Raw genomic sequence first — 17,223 nt, 5'->3', positions numbered from 1 at the left:
GATGGTTGATCCACATTCGAAGAGCGGGCGCGGAAAAACGTTGCGCTTTCCTGATCCCGCTCCTGTCAGCCTGCTGAAGCGGTTGACATCGCCGCTTCAAGATCGCTCCAGAGGGCCTCCGTTCCCTCCAGGCCGACATGGAGCCGTACCGACCGCGGTGAGATGCCGAAGGCGGCCGCGGAATTGGGCTGGGCTTTCTGCGCCAGAACGACTTCGCCCGGCACGATGAGGCTTTCGTGTCCGCCCCAGGAAACGCCGAGCTTGAACAGGTCGAGGTGGTCGGCGAAGCGGCGCACGTCGACGCCGTCGCGGAAGATGAAGGAGAAGAGGCCGGATGTGCCGGAAAGGCCCGGCGGCAGGGTGTTGCCAAGGCCGGGGTGGCACACGGTTTCGACCAGCGGATGCGCCTGCAGCCGCTGCGCGACGGTCAGCGCCGATCGCTCGTGCGCCTTCATGCGGATCGGCAGGGTGCGAAGGCCGCGGATCAAGAGCCAGGCGTCGAAAGGCGAAAGCTTGCCGCCGAGATAGGGATAGGCTTCCGAGCGGATCCGCCCGATGAGTCCCTTCGAGCCGGCAACCACGCCCGCGACGACGTCACTGTGTCCACCGAGATATTTCGAGGCCGAATGGATGACGAGGTCGACGCCGAGCGACAGCGGCTGCTGGAAGATCGGGCTTGCCCAGCTGTTATCGATGGCGGTGATGATACCCTGCTCCTTGGCAAGGCGGGCGAGCGCGGCGACGTCGTGGGTGTCCATCACCCAACTCGTCGGGCTTTCCATGTAAAAGAGCTTGGCGCCCGGCAGGGCCCTGGCGACCGCTTCCTCGTCGCGGCCGTCGACATAGGTCACTTCGATCTTCATGCGCTTCAGATGCGTGCCGAACAAGCGGAACGCGTCGGGATAGACATGGTTGACGGCGACGATGCGGTCGCCCGGCTCGACGAAAGACAGCACGGTCGACGAGATCGCCGACATGCCGCTGGCAAAACCGATCGCGTCTTCGCCGCCCTCGAGTTTCGCCAGCATTTCCTCGAACATGCGCACGGTCGGGTTGAGGCCGCGGGTATAGATCGGCCGCACGCGCTCGCCCCGGTAGGAGGCGACCATGTCGTCATAATCCCTAAAGGTGAAAAGCGAGGTCTGGACGATCGGCGGTACGACGGCGTCGTAGGCATTGCCTTCGTCGTGCGCGACGATCAGCGAGGCATGGTCGAACGGATCGAGGCCGTTGTTCATTTGGACATTTCCTTGATGTCTTCCTCGACGATCGCGAGGATTTTCAGTGTTTCTTCGCGCGCCGCCTCGGGGTCCTGTGCGACAATCGCGTTGAAGAGGGTGCGGTGGAATGGAAAGGAGCGGCGGGCGAAATCCGACCGATCGAAGGGCTCTTCCCAGAAGCGTTCGAAGGCCTCGCGCATCTGTTCGAGCAGCTGCCGGAACAGGGGATTGTGGGTGGCGTCGTAGATCGCCAGATGGAAGGCGAGGTCTTCCGGGCCGGAGGTGCCCTTGGCGAGTTGCACGCGCTCCATCTCGTTGAGCTTTATCTCGATGATCTTCAGGTCGTCTTCGGTGCGCCGGCGCGCAGCGACCATGTTGGCCTCGACCTCGATGCCGCGGCGAACCTCGAGCGTCATCAGCATGATGTCGCGCAGATGGCCGGCGTCGAGGGTGAGCGGCATATGTACGGTGGCGGCGGATATGGTGCGCAGCAGATAGGTGCCGCTGCCCTTGCGCGCCTCGACGACGCCGAGCGCCTGGAAATGGCGGATGACCTCACGCACGGTCGAGCGCCCGACGGCAAGCGCCGTCATCAATTCGCGTTCCGCCGGCAGCCGATCGCCGGGTTTCAGGCCTGAATGCTGGACGTAGTCGGCAAGCGCGGCAATGACCTGCTGCGCCCGATCGGCGGGCGGCAGTGGCAGAAGCGCTGCTCTTGCTTGTTCAGTCATTCAGCCTCCCCCTCGGCGCCAAATTGGTCTGACATCTGATCAATATGACCAATGCATGGGTGCTGGTCAAGCAGGAACTTATAAAGTCCTCTGTCGGTTGACCTCGCCGCGGGCAGGCGTAGACATGGGGCAGGGAGCTTGAAGATGATGAAATCGGGATATCTGCTGGTCGCTGCCGCAATGATCGGCGCGGTGACGGTCGCCGGCGATACGCAGGCGCAAATGCGGACCAGGAAGGGCGAATATTACGAGGGCATTCAGCGTAAGCCCTATGGCCACTATTTCTGGATCTGGCCGCCGGAGGACAGGCAACCTGCCTATGAGCCGCGTCGGGGCAGGGATGCGGACGACAGTCGACCGCAGAAGGGTCGCAGACCGCCGACCCGATAGCTGCTCATGCCTACATCCTGCTACTGCATAATTCCTTAAATCGGAATCGATTTAAGGATAAAATTATGCAGCAAGTTTAAAGCGTTACAGCGTCCTTTGCGCATCATATTTGATGCGCGGCGCTGTAAAGCGAGGCGGAGCGTACAGAAAAGTGGCGCCCGAGGGCGCCACCTAAATACTGTATCAGATCTGCACGATATGTGCGTCGCGCGGCAGCGACGACAGCACTTCCGGGCCGTCCTCGCGCAGGATGACGATATCTTCCAGTCGGATGCCGAAGCGGCCGGGCAGGTAGATGCCGGGTTCGATCGAGAAGACCATGCCTTCCTCCAGCACCGTTTCCGAAGTGGCCGTGATATACGGCGGCTCGTGGCCGTCGATGCCCATGCCGTGACCGGTGCGATGGACGAAATATTCGCCGTAGCCGGCGTCCGCGATCACCTTGCGCGCCGCATCGTCCACGTCCTTGGCGAGAGCGCCGGGGCGCGCGGCCTTGAGTGCCGCCTGAACGGCCCGCTCGACGATCGTGTGGATCTGGCCGTAGCCTTCAGGTGCACGGCCGACGATCGCCATGCGGGTGATGTCGCTCGGGAAGCCCTGCTTGCGGCCGCCGATGTCGACGACAACGGCATCGCCTTCCTCAATCAGCCGCTCGGTGGCGGAATGGTGCGGAAAGGCGCCGTTGCCGCCGGCGCCGACAATCCAGAAGGCCGGTGCCGCACCTTCGGACGAGAAGTGCGCGCGGATTTCTGCGGCCAGTTCCTTCTCGGTCATGCCGGGGCGGATCTTGGAAAATGCCGCCTGCATGGCGCGATCGGCGATGCCGGCATTCATCTTCAAAAGTTCGTATTCGCTCCTGTCCTTGCGCATGCGCAGGGCGCCGAGCGTTTCCGGCGTGAAGTCGCGGGCGGTGTCATCGGGCAGGTTGTCGATGAGCAGCAGCGCGAAATCGGCGCGCATGGTCTCGTCGATCACCACGCGGCCCGGCTTTTCGGTACCGATCCCGGCAAGCGCCAATCTCAGAGCCTCGAGCGGGCCTTCGGCGTCGGACCAGTTGTAGAAATCGATATCCGTATGTTCGCGCGTTCCCTCGGCATTGAGCGCCGGCATCAGGAAGGCTTCCTTCTGCGGGCCGATCAGCAGCAGGCAGGGGCGTTCGTCAGGATGCGGGTGATAACCGATCAGCCAATCCATGTGCGACCCGGGGGCGAGCACAACCAGCCCGCTGTCGGTTTCATTCATCTTGGCCCGCAGAGCGGCGAGGCGTGTTTTCGTCTGTTCTTTCATGGCGTTTCCAGTTCTGGTTCCGGCAGGGTTTGAGTGAGGTGAGGGGCCGCGCGCCGGTCTCGTGTTCGGGCGTCGATCGACGCGCGGCGGTCGCCGGGCGCAGGCGCCCGGACGAAAGGCTGGTGATCTGAAGGGCGCAATCGCTGATGGCGGCTGTGCTTTTGGCCGCGCCGGCTCTATCCGGTGCCCTTGCCTGGGGTTGTCGCGGCACTGCGGCGGTTCTCGGCGCGTGTCACCGCGAACGCGCCTTCCGGCGTTTCGGCTGTCTGTGCGTCGCCGAAGACATCCATCGTGCAGGTGTGCAGGATGACCGTCGGTTCGCTGGTGTGGTTCCAGGTGAGGTGAGTCAGACCCGACAGGAAGTGTGCGGAATCGCCGGTTTCCAGCACCGTCTCTTCGCCGTCGATCTCGATCGTCAGCGCACCCTGAAGGATGAAGAACATCTCTTCGCCCTCATGGGTCATGGCCTCGCTGCGGTGACCGGGCGGCGTGTGCACCACGGTGCTGCGCAGAACGCTGCCGGGAAAGGAAGCGGACAGGCGTTCGTAGGAGACGTTGTTGTCGAGCGAACCGGCAAGTGCATAGGCGCGGCGTTGGTGATGGCGGGTAAACGGCGTGGCCACCCTGGGCGAGTTCAGGAACGTCCCGACCTCGACCTTCAGCACCCGGCAGACCGCGACCAGCGAGGTCAGCGACGGCACGGTGATGCCACGCTCGATCTGGGAGATGAAGCCCACGGAAAAATCGGCCCGATCCGCAACTTCCTTGAGCGTCAGCTTTAGGGCTTTGCGCCGCTCGCGCAGCCGATCCCCGAGCGGGGGAAGCTCCGATGCCGCACCGTCTGGCTGAGACTGCGAATCCACTGCGAAATCCCCCCTGATCCCACATCTTCGCTCGAGGAAGATCTCCTGCGTGGGTGCAAGCATCCGCGCCCGGAAATCTCAGGGATTTCATGGCTATGCGCTTGTATTTTCTGAACTTTGGTGCGGAGACTGCGGCTTGTCAATGGAAATTTTAGCCACACTAAAATTTCACCGGCGCAGCGAAGCTCAAGCGTCAGGCTGCGAGCTTCAGCAGGCGAGCGACGGCCTGCTGGTCGAAGCCGCCGATGCCCTCGCGAATGTCGGCTGCAATGGCATCGGCAACGGCATCCTCGTCGCGGCGGCGCAAGGCTTCGATCGCCTCGCGGTGCCGGTCGACGACATAGAGTTCGGTGACGTGCTCCATGGCGATGCCGAGGATCGGACCCAGCTGCAACCAGACGCTTTCGATCAGCGGCATGACGATCTGGTCGGGGTTGGCGGTGTAGATCGTGCGGTGGAAGGCCTGATTGGCGATCAGCGCCGCCGCCTGGTCGCCGCGGCGGATTTCGTCTTCGATGCTGTCGTCGATCGCGACGATGCGTTCGATCTGCCGCTCGGAGAGATGGGCGACGGCCCGGCGGGCGGCATGGCTCTCGAGCGCGATGCGAAGCGATATCAGCTCTTCGAAGCGGGCGGGCGTAATGCGCGGCACGACGATGCGGCGGTTTTCGAGGAACTGCAGCGCGCCGATGGAGGTCAGTTGCCGCAGCGCTTCGCGCACCGGCGTCGGGCTGCTTTCCAATGCCTCCGCAAGCCCCCTGATCGTCACCGAGGTGCCCGGGCGGAAGCTGCCGACCATGATCGCCTGACGGAGCCTGGCAAAGGCATAGTCATGCGTGGTCATGCCTTCCGGACGCTCGAGAAGAGGCAGCGATGGGGTCTTCAAATCAGCAGGCTCCTTCTGCCACACGGGGAATAGTCGCGGGCTGATAGCATCAGTCGAGGTTGACTCCAACTCCTGAATTGTGTCAAGTTTCTGAAAATGTGATCACAAAATGAGATTTGCGATATGTCCCTCGACGCGGAAGACCCGAGCGCCTTCAAGGCCTGGCTGGAGCAGAACGGCCCTATCGAAAGCATCCAGGCCGTGGTCTGCGACCTGAACGGCATCATGCGCGGCAAGCGCGTGCCGGTGGAGCAGGCCTCCAAGGTGCTTGGCGGCGGCATCCGCATGCCGCTGTCGATCGTCGGCGTCGACGTCTGGGGCGAGGACATCATCAACAGCGAGCAGGTGTTTGCGAGCGGCGACAGGGACGGCATCTGCGCCGTCACCGGGCGCGGGGCGCTGCCGGTCAACTGGACCTCGCGGCCGAGCGCTCTGGTGCCGCTCTGGCTGCTGCTCGAGGACGGCAAGCCGTTCCTCGCCGATCCGCGCCAGGCGCTGGCGGCGATCGTGCGCGAATACGAAGAACTGGGCTTGCGCCCCGTGGTCGCGACCGAAATGGAATTCTATCTGATCGATCCGGAACCCGACAGTGCGGTGCCGCCGATCTCGCCCTATACCGGCAAGCGGCTCGATTCCGATGCGATCCTGTCGATCGACGAACTCGACGATTTCGGCGAATTCTTCTCCGACGTCTACAAGGAATGTGCCCGCCAGAACGTGCCGGCGGATGCGGCGATCGCCGAGAACGGCATCGGCCAGTTCGAAATCAACCTCTTGCACACAGACGATCCCTTGAAGGCGGCCGACGACGCGATCTTCTTCAAGCGCATCGTCAAGGGGGTTGCCCGCAAGCATGGGCTGGCGGCGACCTTCATGGCCAAGCCCTACGGCACCCGCTCGGGCAACGGCATGCACATTCACTTCAGCCTGCTCGACGCGGACGGCAACAACGTCTTCAACGACGGCAGCGACGAGGGGTCGGCGGTCCTCAAGAACGCAGTCGCGGGCCTGCTGCGCGGCATGTCGGAAACGACGTTGCTGTTTGCGCCGCATTTCAATTCCTACCGCCGGCTGCGCCCGGACACGCACGCGCCGACGGCGGTGTGCTGGGGCTACGAGAACCGCACGTCGGCGATCCGCATCCCCGGCGGCAATCCGGCGGCACGCCGTATCGAGCACCGCGTTGCCGGCGCCGATGCCAATCCCTATCTCGTCATCGCGGCGATCCTCGGCGCGGCCCTCGTCGGCATCCGCAACAAGTGGAAACCCTCGGCGCCGGTGACCGGCCGGGCCTATGCGGCGGAGAAACTGCCCAAAATTCCCGCCGATTGGGGGCAGGCGGTCGATGCCTTCGAGGCAGGGCCGATTGCCACCGAAATCTTCGACCCGACGCTTCGCTCGATGCTGATCGCCTGCAAGAGACAGGAGATCGCCGGTTTTGCCGAGCAGGTGACGGACTATGAATTCAGCGCTTACCTGGAAATCGTATGATGTCGACGCAACAGAAATCCTACGCCGGCGACGGCAGCTACCCCACGAGCTACTACGCCGCCTCCCGCAACATCATCCGCACGCCGGTGTCGCTCAAAGGACGCGTCGAGACGGATATCTGCGTCGTCGGCGCCGGCTATTCCGGCCTGTCGACGGCCATTCATCTCGCAGAGAAGGGCTACAAGGTCGTTGTGGTCGAGGGCGCACAGGTCGGCTGGGGCGCATCTGGGCGCAATGGCGGCCAGGTCGTCAATGGCCTGAACGCCAGCCTTGCCACCATCCAGCGCCGCTACGGCGAGGATGCGGCCCGCTTCGTCGGCGGGCTGGTGCAGGAGGGCGGCAAGATCATCCGCCGGCTCGTCAGCCAGTATCAGATCGACTGCGACCTGAAGCCGGGCAATATCTATGCGGCCTATACGCCGGCGCATATGAAGGAACTGGAAGCCAAGCAGGTGCTTTGGCGCAAATACGGCATGGACGACCATCAGCTTCTCGACCGCGACGCGCTCAGCAAGCTGGTGAACTCGGATGCCTATTGCGGCGGCATGCTGGATACGACGGGCGGGCACATGCACCCGCTCAATCTGGTGCTTGGCGAGGCACGCGCCCTCGAAAGCCTCGGCGGCACGATCTATGAACAGTCGCCGGTCACGCGGGTCGACCATGAGGCGGCGAGGCCGACGGTCTATACCGCCGACGGCGAAGTGTCGGCGCGGATCGTCGTTCTCTGCGGCAACGCCTATCTCGGCGACGCGGTACCGAAGCTCGTCTCGCGCGTCATGCCGGTTTCCACCCAGATGATCACCACGGCGCCGCTCGGCGAGGAACTCGCCCATTCGCTCATTCCAAGCGACATGTGCGTCGAGGATGTGCGCTACATCCTCGATTATTTCAGACTATCGGCCGACAAGCGCATGATCTTCGGCGGCGGAACGGTCTACGGCGGCACCGATCCGGCCGACGTCGTGGCCAAGCTGAAGCCCAATCTGGAAAAGGTCTTCCCGAAGCTCAAGGGCGTGAAGATCGACTATGCCTGGAGCGGCAACTTCGCGCTCTCCTTCACCCGTGTACCGCAGATGGGCCGCATCGGTGCGAATACCTATTTCGCGCACGGCTATAGCGGCCATGGGGTGACGGGATCCCACCTTTTCGGACGCACGCTCGCCGAGGCGATCGACGGCGACGCGACGCGCTTCGACATGTTCGAAAAGCTGCCCTGGTATCCGTTCCCGGGCGGGCGGATGTTCCGTGCGCAATATTCGACGATCGGCTCCTGGTGGTATTCGTTCAAGGATGCCGTTGGCTGGTAAAAACCGTCTTCGGATTTTTCGTTTGCCTGGAACAAAAAGGCGGCAGGATCGTTTCCTGTCGCCCGATCGCCCGAACGCATCCGTCTCTCTGGAGCCTCCTCTCGGCTCGCCGGCGCTAGAGCGTTGCCGGTTTAGACGGAGCCGCAGAAACGCTCTATCTCTTTGTTTGTACGCATTTCCTGACGGAAAACCGCTTCGGACTTTTCCTGGAAAGGCTCTAGGGAAGCCGGTTGTTGCCCGCGGCATTCGGGCATAAGATCGGGCACGGAAAAGCGGGAATGAACGGCTCTGCCGGCTTCGTCGAAGTAGAGGTTTGCGCTGCCCGATGAAGTGTCTTTTGCCGACCATTGCCATCCACATTTCGCGCTCTGGTCGCGGCTGCGGCGCGTCTCAATTTCAGTTGTTTCTTGCGTGCACAGGCAGCACTGATTTCGCCCTCATATGAGGGAACAAAAGGGTTCGCGAAACATTCCTGCCGAACGAGGGAGGTTGGAGATGTTCGTACGCTTTGGCTATGAGATCGGCATCCGCTGCCCCCAGCCGACGCCGATGATGACTTACCTTTCCGTCGTCGCCGAGAAGCGCCGCGACATCCGGCGCGAGCGCGGCCCCGTGACCTCACCGATCGTCAAGATGGAGGAGATCGTCGACCCGCACGGCAATGCATGCCTGCGCATGATCGCGCCCGAGGGGGACTTCAAGCTGAGCTATGATGCTGTGATCGAAGACGACGGCAGGCCCGATGTTTCCGATCCGCTGGCGCAGGCTGTGCCCGTCGAGAGGCTACCGCCGAACACGCTGCCCTATCTGGCCGCCAGCCGCTATTGCGAAACCGATCGGCTGGGCACGCTTGCCTGGAGGCTTTTCGGGGACGTGGCACCCGGCTGGCCGCGCGTGCAGGCGATCTGCGACTATGTGCACGAACGCCTGGTGTTCAGCTATGGCTATGCCCAGGCGATGCGGACCGCGCTCGAGGCCCATGAGGATCGTCTCGGCGTCAGCCGTGACTATGCGCACCTCGCCATCGCGCTTTGCCGTTGCATGAACATGCCGGCGCGATACGTCAACGGCTACATGGCCGACCTCGAAACCGAGCAAAGGGTGGCGCCGATGGATTTCAATGCCTGGTTCGAGGTTTTTCTCGGCGACCGCTGGTACACGTTCGACGCCAAGAACAATGCGCGCCGGGCGGGGCGCATCGCCGTCGCCCGTGGCCGCGATGCCGCCGACATCCCGCTCATCCAGACCTTTGGAAAACACGAGCTGACTGGGTTTACGGTGTGGACCTGCGTGGAGGCGGATGGCGGGCTGAGCCGCTCGCACCGCGATGCCAATGTGTCACTTTTGACGCCATGGTTCAGCGAAAGCTGGTCGAGGCACGTGCAGGAACGCGACCGCAATCGCCACTGAAGGCGCCGCCCGGCGGACGATTTTTTACTTTCGGGGTGGAATCGAGAAATTAATATCTATAAACTCAATCGAGAATATCGGAGAACATGGCTATTGCCGGCCTGTTCCCGGCCTGAACGACGGAGAGACGCGATGAACGCTGCGAAGCCGACAATCCAGTCCCGATATGCGTCTTACGCGGCAGCCCCGCCGCGTCGATCGCCCATCACCCTGTTTCCGCACGCGATCGCCTTCGTGGCCGCGTTCTGTTTCGTTTCCGCCGTCGTCATCGGCGCCCTCTAAACGCTCTTCGAGACTGCTAGCCGGCGGGTGACAGATGCTCGTGGACCGCCAGCCAGGCTCCGGTCCCGTCCCGTTCGAAGACGATCGTTTCTCTTTCCTGCGACGTCAGTGCTTCACCGCCGATCTCAAGTTCGGTCTGAACGCCGTGCGTGAAGACGGCAACGTTACCCATCACTTGCACGTGCCGGTCGCTGGACTGGCAGGCGCGGACGCGGAAGCTGTCGCGGGTCTCCCATAGCGCCCATTCGGCCTCGTATTCCGCCCGGCTGCGCAAGGGGCGATCGAGATTGTGGAAGATGAACGTGGCATTGGGCGCGAAGGCTGAGAAATAGGCCGCGCGGTCATGGCGGGCAAAGGCTGCGACAAGTCGATCGGCAGCGGCGAGCACCGTGTGTTCGGAGTCTTGCATCGAGATTCTCTTCATTGTCCGGATTGAATTATGGCGCCGCGATCAGCGCTGCGAGCGGCCGGTTCTGCCTGCTGACGCGCGCCTTGAGTTCTTCAAGCGGCAGCGCCTCGTGCTTGGCGAATTCGATGAACATCATATTAAGATTGTTGAACAACATCTCGCCGATCGCGCGAACGTCGGTGCCGGGGGAGACTAGGCCCTTCACCTGCAGCTTGTGAATGAGCGTCGAGACCTGGTCGCAAAGCCGGCGGTCAAGCTCGGTATAGCGCTTGCTGAAGGGGCTTTCCGGCTGCTGGATCGAAATTGCCATAGCCGTCCGCCACATCTCCTTGCTGAGATAGACGAGCGAGTGATCGTAGTACTGGCCGATCAGGGCCTCCAGCGCGCCTTCGACGGAGGAGGGGGGATTGTCGACGATGGTCCGCCCGGCGGCGAGAACTTCCTCCACTTCCATGGAGACGGTGGCGACGAGGATGTCGCCCTTGTTTTCATAGTAGTTGTAGAAGGTTCCGACCGAAACTTCGGCCCGTTCGGCGATGTCCTCGATGCGGGCGCTGTCGTAACCTACCTCGCGAAACAGGAGAGCCGCGGCGTCCAGGATACGTCTGTTCCGGTCGGCTTTCTGCCGTGCGCGCAGCCCTGTCATATGCATGTCCTTGAATTATGAATGTCCTCAAAATTGAGATTGACTTAAAAAATGAATTCATTCAATCTTTTTTTGAAGGCGCCGAAACGAGCGTCAAAACAAGAGGGCAACAGCATGATGCAGTCAGTTCATGACGGCGCGCACCTGCGCCGATTTTTCTCCTCGGTCGCCGCAAGCGCGATCGTCGCCGCCTCGCTCGTCTCGGTTCCGGCACCGGCTTTTGCCACCGAAGAACTCAACGCGCTCGTCTGGTGCGACCACACGGATCCGGCCCTGGTCGAGCCGTTCGAAAAGGCCAACGACGTCAAGGTCAACCTGAAGGTTTATGAGGGCACCGGTGCCGCGCTCTCGATCCTCGACCAGTCCCGTCCGGGCGATTGGGATGTGCTGGTGATCGACGGCGTCGACGTGCACCGTGCCATCGATCTCGATCTGCTCGCAGAAATGCCGGCCGATGCCCTGCCGACGGCCGATATCTTCCCCGAGGTCCGGATGGAGGCCAACAACATGAAGGACGGCAAGACCTATGCCGTCACGGAGAAGTTCGGCTACAACACCATCTCCTACGACAAGTCGAAGGTCGATCCGAAGGACATGCAGGATCTCTCGGTGATCTGGTCGGACAAGTACAAGGGCCGCATCGCGCTTTACGACTACTACCTGCCGATGATCGGCCTCGTCGGTCTCGGGCTTGGCAAGAAGACCGCTGATCTGACCGAGGCGGACATGCCGGCGATCAAGGAAAAGCTGGCGGCGATGCGCGCCGTGTCGAAGCAGGTCAGCGACGTCGTCTCCTCGCAGACGGCGCTGGCGACGGGCGAGGTCGATATTCTGGTCGGCGGCGGCGAGTGGATCACCGCGGTGCTTTCGGCCGACAAACCCAATCTCGACTGGACGATCCCGGAGCAGGGGGCGGTGCGCTGGGCGCAGTCGATCGGCGTGATGAAGGATTCGTCCAAGCAGGATCTGGCGCTGAAGTTCGTGCAGTACATCGTCAGCCCCGAAGGCCAGGCGCGACTTGCGACATCCTCCTGCTACTGGGCGATGCCGGCAAACAGCAAGGCGGGCGAGCATCTGACCGACCAGCAGAAGGCGGCGCTGCGCTTCAACCAACAGGCCGAATACTTGAAGAAGACACAGCTCTACCCGATCCCGTCCACCGAACTGGATCAGCAGTTCCAGGATGCCTGGACGGAAATGCTGCAGCAGTAACGCCCCGCGCGCGGTGAACGTATAGGCGTTCATCCGTGGGGCAGCCCGATCGCCGCCCCGCCGGACGGCGGGACGTTGAACTGCGCCCATCATCCTTGTCATGGTGGGCGCTCAAATCTGGAGCTTTCATGACTGCGACAACGCTCGAAGATGCCGACCGCCGGAAAGCCTGGGGCTTTGCCGCCCCAGCACTTTTGTGGACGCTCGCCTTCTTCGTTGTTCCTTTCCTGTTCATGGCGGCGATGAGCCTCTGGAAGCGCGAGGGGCGGGAGATCGTCCGCGTCTGGAATCTCGACAATTATCTGCGCGTCTTCTCCGAGAGCGCCCTGTTGCAGGGCCTGGTCAATTCGCTGGAAATCACTGTCATCGTCACGGTGCTTTCGGTGCTGCTTGCCTATCCGCTCGCCTGGATCATTGCCGAGCGCGTGCCGAAGGGGTTTCAGCGCATGGCTCTGATCCTGGCAATCCTGCCGTTCTGGACTTCCTATGTCGTCCGCTCGTATTCTTGGCTGCTCGTCTTGTCGAAGAATGGCGTCATCAACCAGATGCTGACGGGTCTGGGGCTGATAGCCGAGCCGCTGGAGATCGCCAGCACGCGAACGGCGACGGTGATCGGCTTCGTGCACTTCTTCGTCATGCTCTTGACGCTGACCATCTATTCGAACCTGATCCAGCTCTCGCCGAACTATCGCCGAGCGGCCGCCGACCTTGGCGCCAACGCCTTCCAGACCTTCTGGCACGTGGTGTTGCCGCTGACCTTGCCCGGCATCATGACCGGCGCATTTCTCACCTTCGTGCTCTGCATCGGCGACTACGTCACGCCGCAGATCCTCGGCGGCAACAACGAGCTGGTGCTGCCGCAGATCATCATGCTGCAACTGGGCCGGCGCGCCGATTTTCCGATGGCAGCGGCGCTGTCGATCATTCTGATGCTGGCCGTCACCGCCGCCTACGTGCTGTGCGCCCGTTGGCTGAAGATCGAGAGGGCCTGATGCTGCGCAGAATTCTCGTCAGTGGTGTGTCCTGGGCCTACCTTGCTCTCGTCTACGCCTTCATCTTCCTTCCGGTGGCGGTGCTCGTGCTGTTCTCCTTCCAGGACGGGCGGCTGCCGGTGCCGCCGTTCAACGGCTTTTCCACCCAGTGGTACGAGGCGGTCTTCGTCGACCGCAAGCTGATGGCGGCGCTCGGCAATTCGATGCTGGTCGCGATCTCTTCATCCGTGGTCTCCTGCGTGCTCGGCTTTCTCGCCGCCTATTCGCTGGCGCGCTACAAGCTGCCGGGCTCGGCCTTGCAAAGGGGCCTGCTGATCGCGCCGATGACGGTCAGCTATCTAATCATCGCGCTCGGGCTGCTGGCGCTGCTCAACGCGCTGCATATGCCGCTGTCGCTTCTGACGGTCGGCATCGGTCACGTGGTGATCAACCTGCCGCTCTGCTTTGCGATCATCTATGCCTCGATGGGCGATCACCAGATCAACATCGAGCGGGCGGCACGCGACCTGGGCGCTAGCGATTTCAAGGTCATGACGCTGGTCACCGCGCCGATGCTGATGCCCTCGATCCTGGCCGCCTTCTTCCTGTCGGTGACCTTCAGCTGGGACGAGTTCATCATCGCTTTTCTGCTGTCGCGCTTCGACGTGACCCTGCCCGTCGAGATCTGGAGCATGCTGCGCTCCGGCCTCAACCCCAAGACCAATGCGATCGGCTCGCTGGTCTTTCTTGCCTCGGTGGCGCTGCTGCTGATCCTGGAGTTTTCCCTGTTCGGAAGGACGAAGAAACAATGACCGCTCCCGTCTCGATCGAAAACGTCAGCAAGACGTTCGGGCACTTCAAGGCGCTGGACAAGGTTTCGCTCGACATCCGAGCAGGAGAGTTCATCGTTCTGCTCGGCCCGTCGGGCTGCGGCAAGACCACGCTCCTTTCCATTCTCGGCGGGTTCCTGTCGCCAAGCTCCGGCCGCGTCGTGATCGGCGATCGCGACATGACCTTCGTGACGCCGGCCAAACGCCCGACGACGACGATGTTTCAGGACTATGCGCTGTTCCCGCATATGCGGCTTGTCGACAATGTCGGCTTCGGGCTCCGGATGCGCGGTCTCGGCAAGGCCGAGCGGGACAAAAAGGCGCTCGGTTTTCTCGATCTCGTCGGCCTCAAGGCGTCCGCCGGCAAGCGGCCGCACGAACTCTCCGGCGGACAGCGCCAGCGGGTGGCTCTTGCCCGCGCCCTTGCGGTCGATCCCGAAGTGCTGCTGCTCGACGAGCCCCTCGGCGCCCTGGATCTGAAGCTTCGCCGGCAGATGCAGGATGAGTTGAAGGCGATCCAGAAGCGGGTTGGCACCACTTTCGTCCATGTGACCCACGACCAGGAGGAGGCGATGGCGATCGCCGACCGGATCGTCGTCATGAACCAGGGCCGGATCGAGGATTTCGGTCCGCCGTCGCAGATCTACATGCGGCCGCGGTCGCTGTTTTCGGCGGGCTTCATGGGCGAGGTCAATTTTGTCTCCGGCCGGGTGCGGGCCGCCGACGCATCGTCGGCCGAGGTCGAAACATCGCTCGGCAACCTGGCGCTTCCCGCCGCCAACTTCACCGCTGCAGCGCCGAAGGCCGGCGACGCGATCACGCTCACCATCCGGCCGGAGCATTTTCGCGGCGCGGACAAATCGGATGGCCCGATGTTCACGCTCGGCGAGGCGCGCGTCGCCGGCAGCGCCTTCTTCGGCACCCACTACCGTTGCCATCTCCAGCCTTGCGCGACCGACGGCGATGCGCTGGTGGCGCACCTGCCGCAATCCTCCGACGTGCGCGACGGCGAGATCATCCCCCTTGCGGTGCGGGCTGCCGACGTCGTAGCCTTACCGGCGGCAAGCGGAACCCTTTAGCAACATGCGGCGAATTGCTCCGAAAGACTGGTATGCGGTGAAACGTCTCGACGACGATGTCACCTACATCTGCGAACCCTTCATCCAGGAGTTCTACCGCTGCAACATGTGGCATGTGCGCGGGCGCGACCGCGACATGCTGGTCGATAGCGGCATGGGGGTCGTGTCCTTGCGCGAGTGGGTGCCGCTGGTCACCGAGCGCAAGCTGACCGCCGTCGCCAGCCATACGCATTTCGACCATATCGGCTGCCATCACGAATTCGATTGCCGGGCAGTGCATGCGGCGGAGGCCGAACTGCTGGCGCATCCGACGCGTGCCAACACGCTCGCCGATCCCTATGTCGCCGACGAGATCTTCGAGGCGCTGCCGCCCGAGCCCTATGCCTCGACCACCTATGCGGTGAAGGCTGCGCCGGCGACCATCGTTCTTGCCGATGGCGACCATATCGATCTCGGCGATCGCCGCTTCGAGGTGATCCATACGCCCGGCCATTCGCCCGGCGGCATCGCTCTTTGGGAAGAGAAGACCGGCGTGCTCTTTTCCGGAGACATCCTCTACGACGGGCCGTTGATCGAGGATACCTACCACGCCAATGCCGACGACTATCTGGCGTCGATGGAACGGTTGCTGCGCATTCCGGCGCGTATCGTTCACGGCGGACATTTTCCGAGCTTTTCAGGCGAGCGCTACCGCGCGCTCATCAAGGACTGGCTCGCGAAGAAAGAAAAGACAATCTGACGGGAAGGAGGAGCGCATGCTCGACAAGAGGAAGTTTTATATCGATGGCCGATGGGTCGACCCGATCGCGCCGAACGATCTGGAGGTGCTGAACCCGGCGACCGAGAAGGCGGTTGCGGTGATCTCGATGGGGACCGCTGCGGACATCGATCGCGCCGTCGCCGCCGCGAAAAAGGCCTTCGCCACCTATAGCCGCACCAGCGTCGACGAGCGGCTGGCGCTGCTGGAAAAGCTGCTGGCAATCTACAAGCGCCGCTACGACGAGATGGTCGCGACCATTACCATGGAGCTCGGCGCGCCGACGACGATGACGCGTGAGCAGCAGGCGGACGTCGGCGTCGGTCATCTGCAGGGCTTCATCGATGCGCTGAAGCGGCTGAAGACGCGCGACACGCTGCCGAACGGCGACGTGATCCTGCGCGAGCCGATCGGCGTCTGCGGCCTGATCACGCCCTGGAACTGGCCGATCAACCAGATCGCGCTCAAGGTCGTCCCGGCACTTGCGACCGGCTCTACCTGCGTGCTGAAGCCGAGCGAGTTCACCCCGCTCAACGCCATGCTCTATGCAGAAATGATCGATGAGGCCGGTTTCCCCGCCGGCGTCTTCAACCTCGTCAACGGCGACGGCATCAATGCCGGTGCCGCACTGTCGAAGCACCGGGATATCGACATGATGTCGTTTACCGGTTCAACCCGCGCCGGCATCGCCGTCAGCAAGGATGCGGCCGAAACGGTGAAGCGCGTGACGCTCGAACTTGGCGGCAAGTCGCCGAACATCGTCTTTGCCGATGCCGACCTCGAAGACCGGGTGGCCGGAAGCGTGTTCGAATGCTTCAACAATTCCGGCCAGTCCTGCGATGCGCCGACGCGCATGCTGGTCGAGCGCAGCGTCTACGACAAGGTCGTCGAGATCGCCGGCCGCGTCGGTCGTGGAGCCGAGGTCGGCGATCCGACCAAGGAGGGCAGCCATATCGGACCGCTGGTGAGCGACGTCCAGTTCGGCCGCGTCCAGGCGCTGATTGAGGCCGGCATTGCCGAAGGCGCGCGTCTTGTCGTCGGCGGCGCCGGCAAGCCGGAGGGCTTCGAAACCGGCTACTTCGTCAAGCCGACCATTTTTGCCGACGTCAACAACACCATGCGCATCGCCCGCGAGGAAGTGTTCGGGCCGGTGCTGGCGATCATCCCCTTCGATACCGAGGAGGAGGCGATCGCCATCGCCAACGACACCAATTACGGCCTTGCCGCCTATGTGCAGACCGGTGACCCCAAGCGGGCGGAGCGGGTGGCTTCGCGGCTGCGCGCCGGCATGGTTCACATCAATGGTGGGCCGCATCGTTACGGCAGCCCGTTTGGCGGCTACAAGCAATCCGGCAACGGCCGTGAAGGGGGTATGTTCGGCCTTGAGGATTTCCTCGAGGTCAAGACGGTGCATATTCCCGACGCCGCCTGACGAGACGAAGCATTGCG

Annotated in this window: 18 protein-coding genes; 11 read left to right on the top strand and 7 right to left on the bottom strand. The window is 62.8% G+C overall.

The genetic code is table 11. The annotated features are described in order from the left end of the window. Window positions 1-65 precede the first annotated feature (65 nt). Window positions 66-1,238: a PLP-dependent transferase gene (locus tag BC360_RS20855; RefSeq protein ID WP_065796769.1), complete on the bottom strand. Its 1,173-nt coding sequence runs from the start codon at window positions 1,236-1,238 to the stop codon at window positions 66-68. Continuing rightward, window positions 1,235-1,951 carry a FadR/GntR family transcriptional regulator gene (locus BC360_RS20850; RefSeq protein WP_065783631.1) on the bottom strand — a complete coding sequence of 239 codons (717 nt, stop codon included), beginning with the start codon at window positions 1,949-1,951 and terminating at the stop codon, window positions 1,235-1,237. Before BC360_RS20850 ends, BC360_RS20855 begins: the two co-directional genes overlap by 4 nt. Before the next feature lie 144 nt (window positions 1,952-2,095). On the opposite strand from BC360_RS20850, the gene BC360_RS20845 reads away from it, so the two are divergent. Then, window positions 2,096-2,341: a hypothetical protein gene (locus BC360_RS20845; RefSeq protein ID WP_065796768.1), complete on the top strand. Its 246-nt coding sequence runs from the start codon at window positions 2,096-2,098 to the stop codon at window positions 2,339-2,341. A 183-nt stretch (window positions 2,342-2,524) separates the two neighbouring features. On the opposite strand, the gene BC360_RS20840 is transcribed toward BC360_RS20845, so the two are convergent. From BC360_RS20840 to BC360_RS20830, 3 genes are all read right to left on the bottom strand, one after another. Further along, window positions 2,525-3,628, bottom strand: coding sequence for a M24 family metallopeptidase (locus tag BC360_RS20840; protein WP_083222664.1), 1,104 nt, complete (start codon window positions 3,626-3,628; stop codon window positions 2,525-2,527). A 176-nt stretch (window positions 3,629-3,804) separates the two neighbouring features. Beyond that, the gene (locus BC360_RS20835; RefSeq protein ID WP_208858207.1) at window positions 3,805-4,491 is read right to left on the bottom strand and encodes a helix-turn-helix domain-containing protein; all 687 of its coding nucleotides are present in this window, start codon (window positions 4,489-4,491) and stop codon (window positions 3,805-3,807) included. A 193-nt stretch (window positions 4,492-4,684) separates the two neighbouring features. Beyond that, on the bottom strand, window positions 4,685-5,377 hold the full coding sequence (locus BC360_RS20830; protein ID WP_065796767.1) for a GntR family transcriptional regulator: 693 nt from the start codon (window positions 5,375-5,377) through the stop codon (window positions 4,685-4,687). Between the two features lie 123 nt (window positions 5,378-5,500). Between BC360_RS20830 and BC360_RS20825 the strand changes: the two genes are divergently transcribed. The 4 genes from BC360_RS20825 (at window position 5,501) to BC360_RS32405 (ending at window position 9,870) form a co-directional block, all read left to right on the top strand. Beyond that, the gene (locus BC360_RS20825; RefSeq protein ID WP_065783634.1) at window positions 5,501-6,868 is read left to right on the top strand and encodes a glutamine synthetase family protein; all 1,368 of its coding nucleotides are present in this window, start codon (window positions 5,501-5,503) and stop codon (window positions 6,866-6,868) included. Next, window positions 6,865-8,178 (top strand): NAD(P)/FAD-dependent oxidoreductase, encoded by a 1,314-nt coding sequence (locus BC360_RS20820; RefSeq protein WP_065796766.1) that lies wholly within the window; start codon window positions 6,865-6,867, stop codon window positions 8,176-8,178. The genes BC360_RS20825 and BC360_RS20820 overlap by 4 nt, the downstream gene beginning before the upstream one ends. A 495-nt stretch (window positions 8,179-8,673) precedes the next feature. Continuing rightward, entirely contained in the window at window positions 8,674-9,588 is a 915-nt protein-coding gene (locus BC360_RS20815; RefSeq protein WP_065783636.1) for a transglutaminase-like domain-containing protein, read from the top strand. 132 nt (window positions 9,589-9,720) lie between these two features. Continuing rightward, window positions 9,721-9,870, top strand: a complete 150-nt coding sequence (locus BC360_RS32405) for a hypothetical protein (protein ID WP_025428181.1) — start codon at window positions 9,721-9,723, stop codon at window positions 9,868-9,870. 16 nt (window positions 9,871-9,886) lie between these two features. Here BC360_RS32405 and BC360_RS20810 read toward each other — a convergent pair whose 3' ends face one another. Both BC360_RS20810 and BC360_RS20805 read right to left on the bottom strand, forming a co-directional pair. Then, entirely contained in the window at window positions 9,887-10,279 is a 393-nt protein-coding gene (locus BC360_RS20810; RefSeq protein WP_065796765.1) for a YybH family protein, read from the bottom strand. A 28-nt stretch (window positions 10,280-10,307) separates the two neighbouring features. After that, window positions 10,308-10,925 carry a TetR/AcrR family transcriptional regulator gene (locus BC360_RS20805; RefSeq protein ID WP_065796781.1) on the bottom strand — a complete coding sequence of 206 codons (618 nt, stop codon included), beginning with the start codon at window positions 10,923-10,925 and terminating at the stop codon, window positions 10,308-10,310. A 114-nt stretch (window positions 10,926-11,039) separates the two neighbouring features. Here BC360_RS20805 and BC360_RS20800 point away from each other — a divergent pair, with 114 nt between their 5' ends. The 6 genes from BC360_RS20800 to BC360_RS20775 all read left to right on the top strand — a co-directional run bounded on the left by BC360_RS20800 (window position 11,040) and on the right by BC360_RS20775 (window position 17,206). Beyond that, window positions 11,040-12,137 (top strand): ABC transporter substrate-binding protein, encoded by a 1,098-nt coding sequence (locus tag BC360_RS20800; RefSeq protein WP_208858206.1) that lies wholly within the window; start codon window positions 11,040-11,042, stop codon window positions 12,135-12,137. 128 nt (window positions 12,138-12,265) lie between these two features. Continuing rightward, window positions 12,266-13,129, top strand: a complete 864-nt coding sequence (locus BC360_RS20795) for an ABC transporter permease (RefSeq protein WP_065796764.1) — start codon at window positions 12,266-12,268, stop codon at window positions 13,127-13,129. Next, window positions 13,129-13,920, top strand: a complete 792-nt coding sequence (locus BC360_RS20790) for an ABC transporter permease (protein ID WP_065783639.1) — start codon at window positions 13,129-13,131, stop codon at window positions 13,918-13,920. The genes BC360_RS20795 and BC360_RS20790 overlap by 1 nt, the downstream gene beginning before the upstream one ends. Continuing rightward, window positions 13,917-15,017 (top strand): ABC transporter ATP-binding protein, encoded by a 1,101-nt coding sequence (locus BC360_RS20785; protein ID WP_065796763.1) that lies wholly within the window; start codon window positions 13,917-13,919, stop codon window positions 15,015-15,017. Before BC360_RS20790 ends, BC360_RS20785 begins: the two co-directional genes overlap by 4 nt. 4 nt (window positions 15,018-15,021) lie before the next feature. Continuing rightward, on the top strand, window positions 15,022-15,756 hold the full coding sequence (locus tag BC360_RS20780; RefSeq protein WP_065783641.1) for an MBL fold metallo-hydrolase: 735 nt from the start codon (window positions 15,022-15,024) through the stop codon (window positions 15,754-15,756). Window positions 15,757-15,772: 16 nt separating this feature from the next. Next, window positions 15,773-17,206, top strand: a complete 1,434-nt coding sequence (locus BC360_RS20775; protein ID WP_065796762.1) for an aldehyde dehydrogenase family protein — start codon at window positions 15,773-15,775, stop codon at window positions 17,204-17,206. Window positions 17,207-17,223 lie beyond the last annotated feature (17 nt).

It is taken from the genome of Ensifer sp. LC163 (genome assembly GCF_001695855.1).
GTDB lineage: Bacteria > Pseudomonadota > Alphaproteobacteria > Rhizobiales > Rhizobiaceae > Ensifer.
The sequence above is the reverse complement of the archived record's forward strand: the minus strand, read 5'-3'. Positions and strand labels throughout refer to the sequence as shown.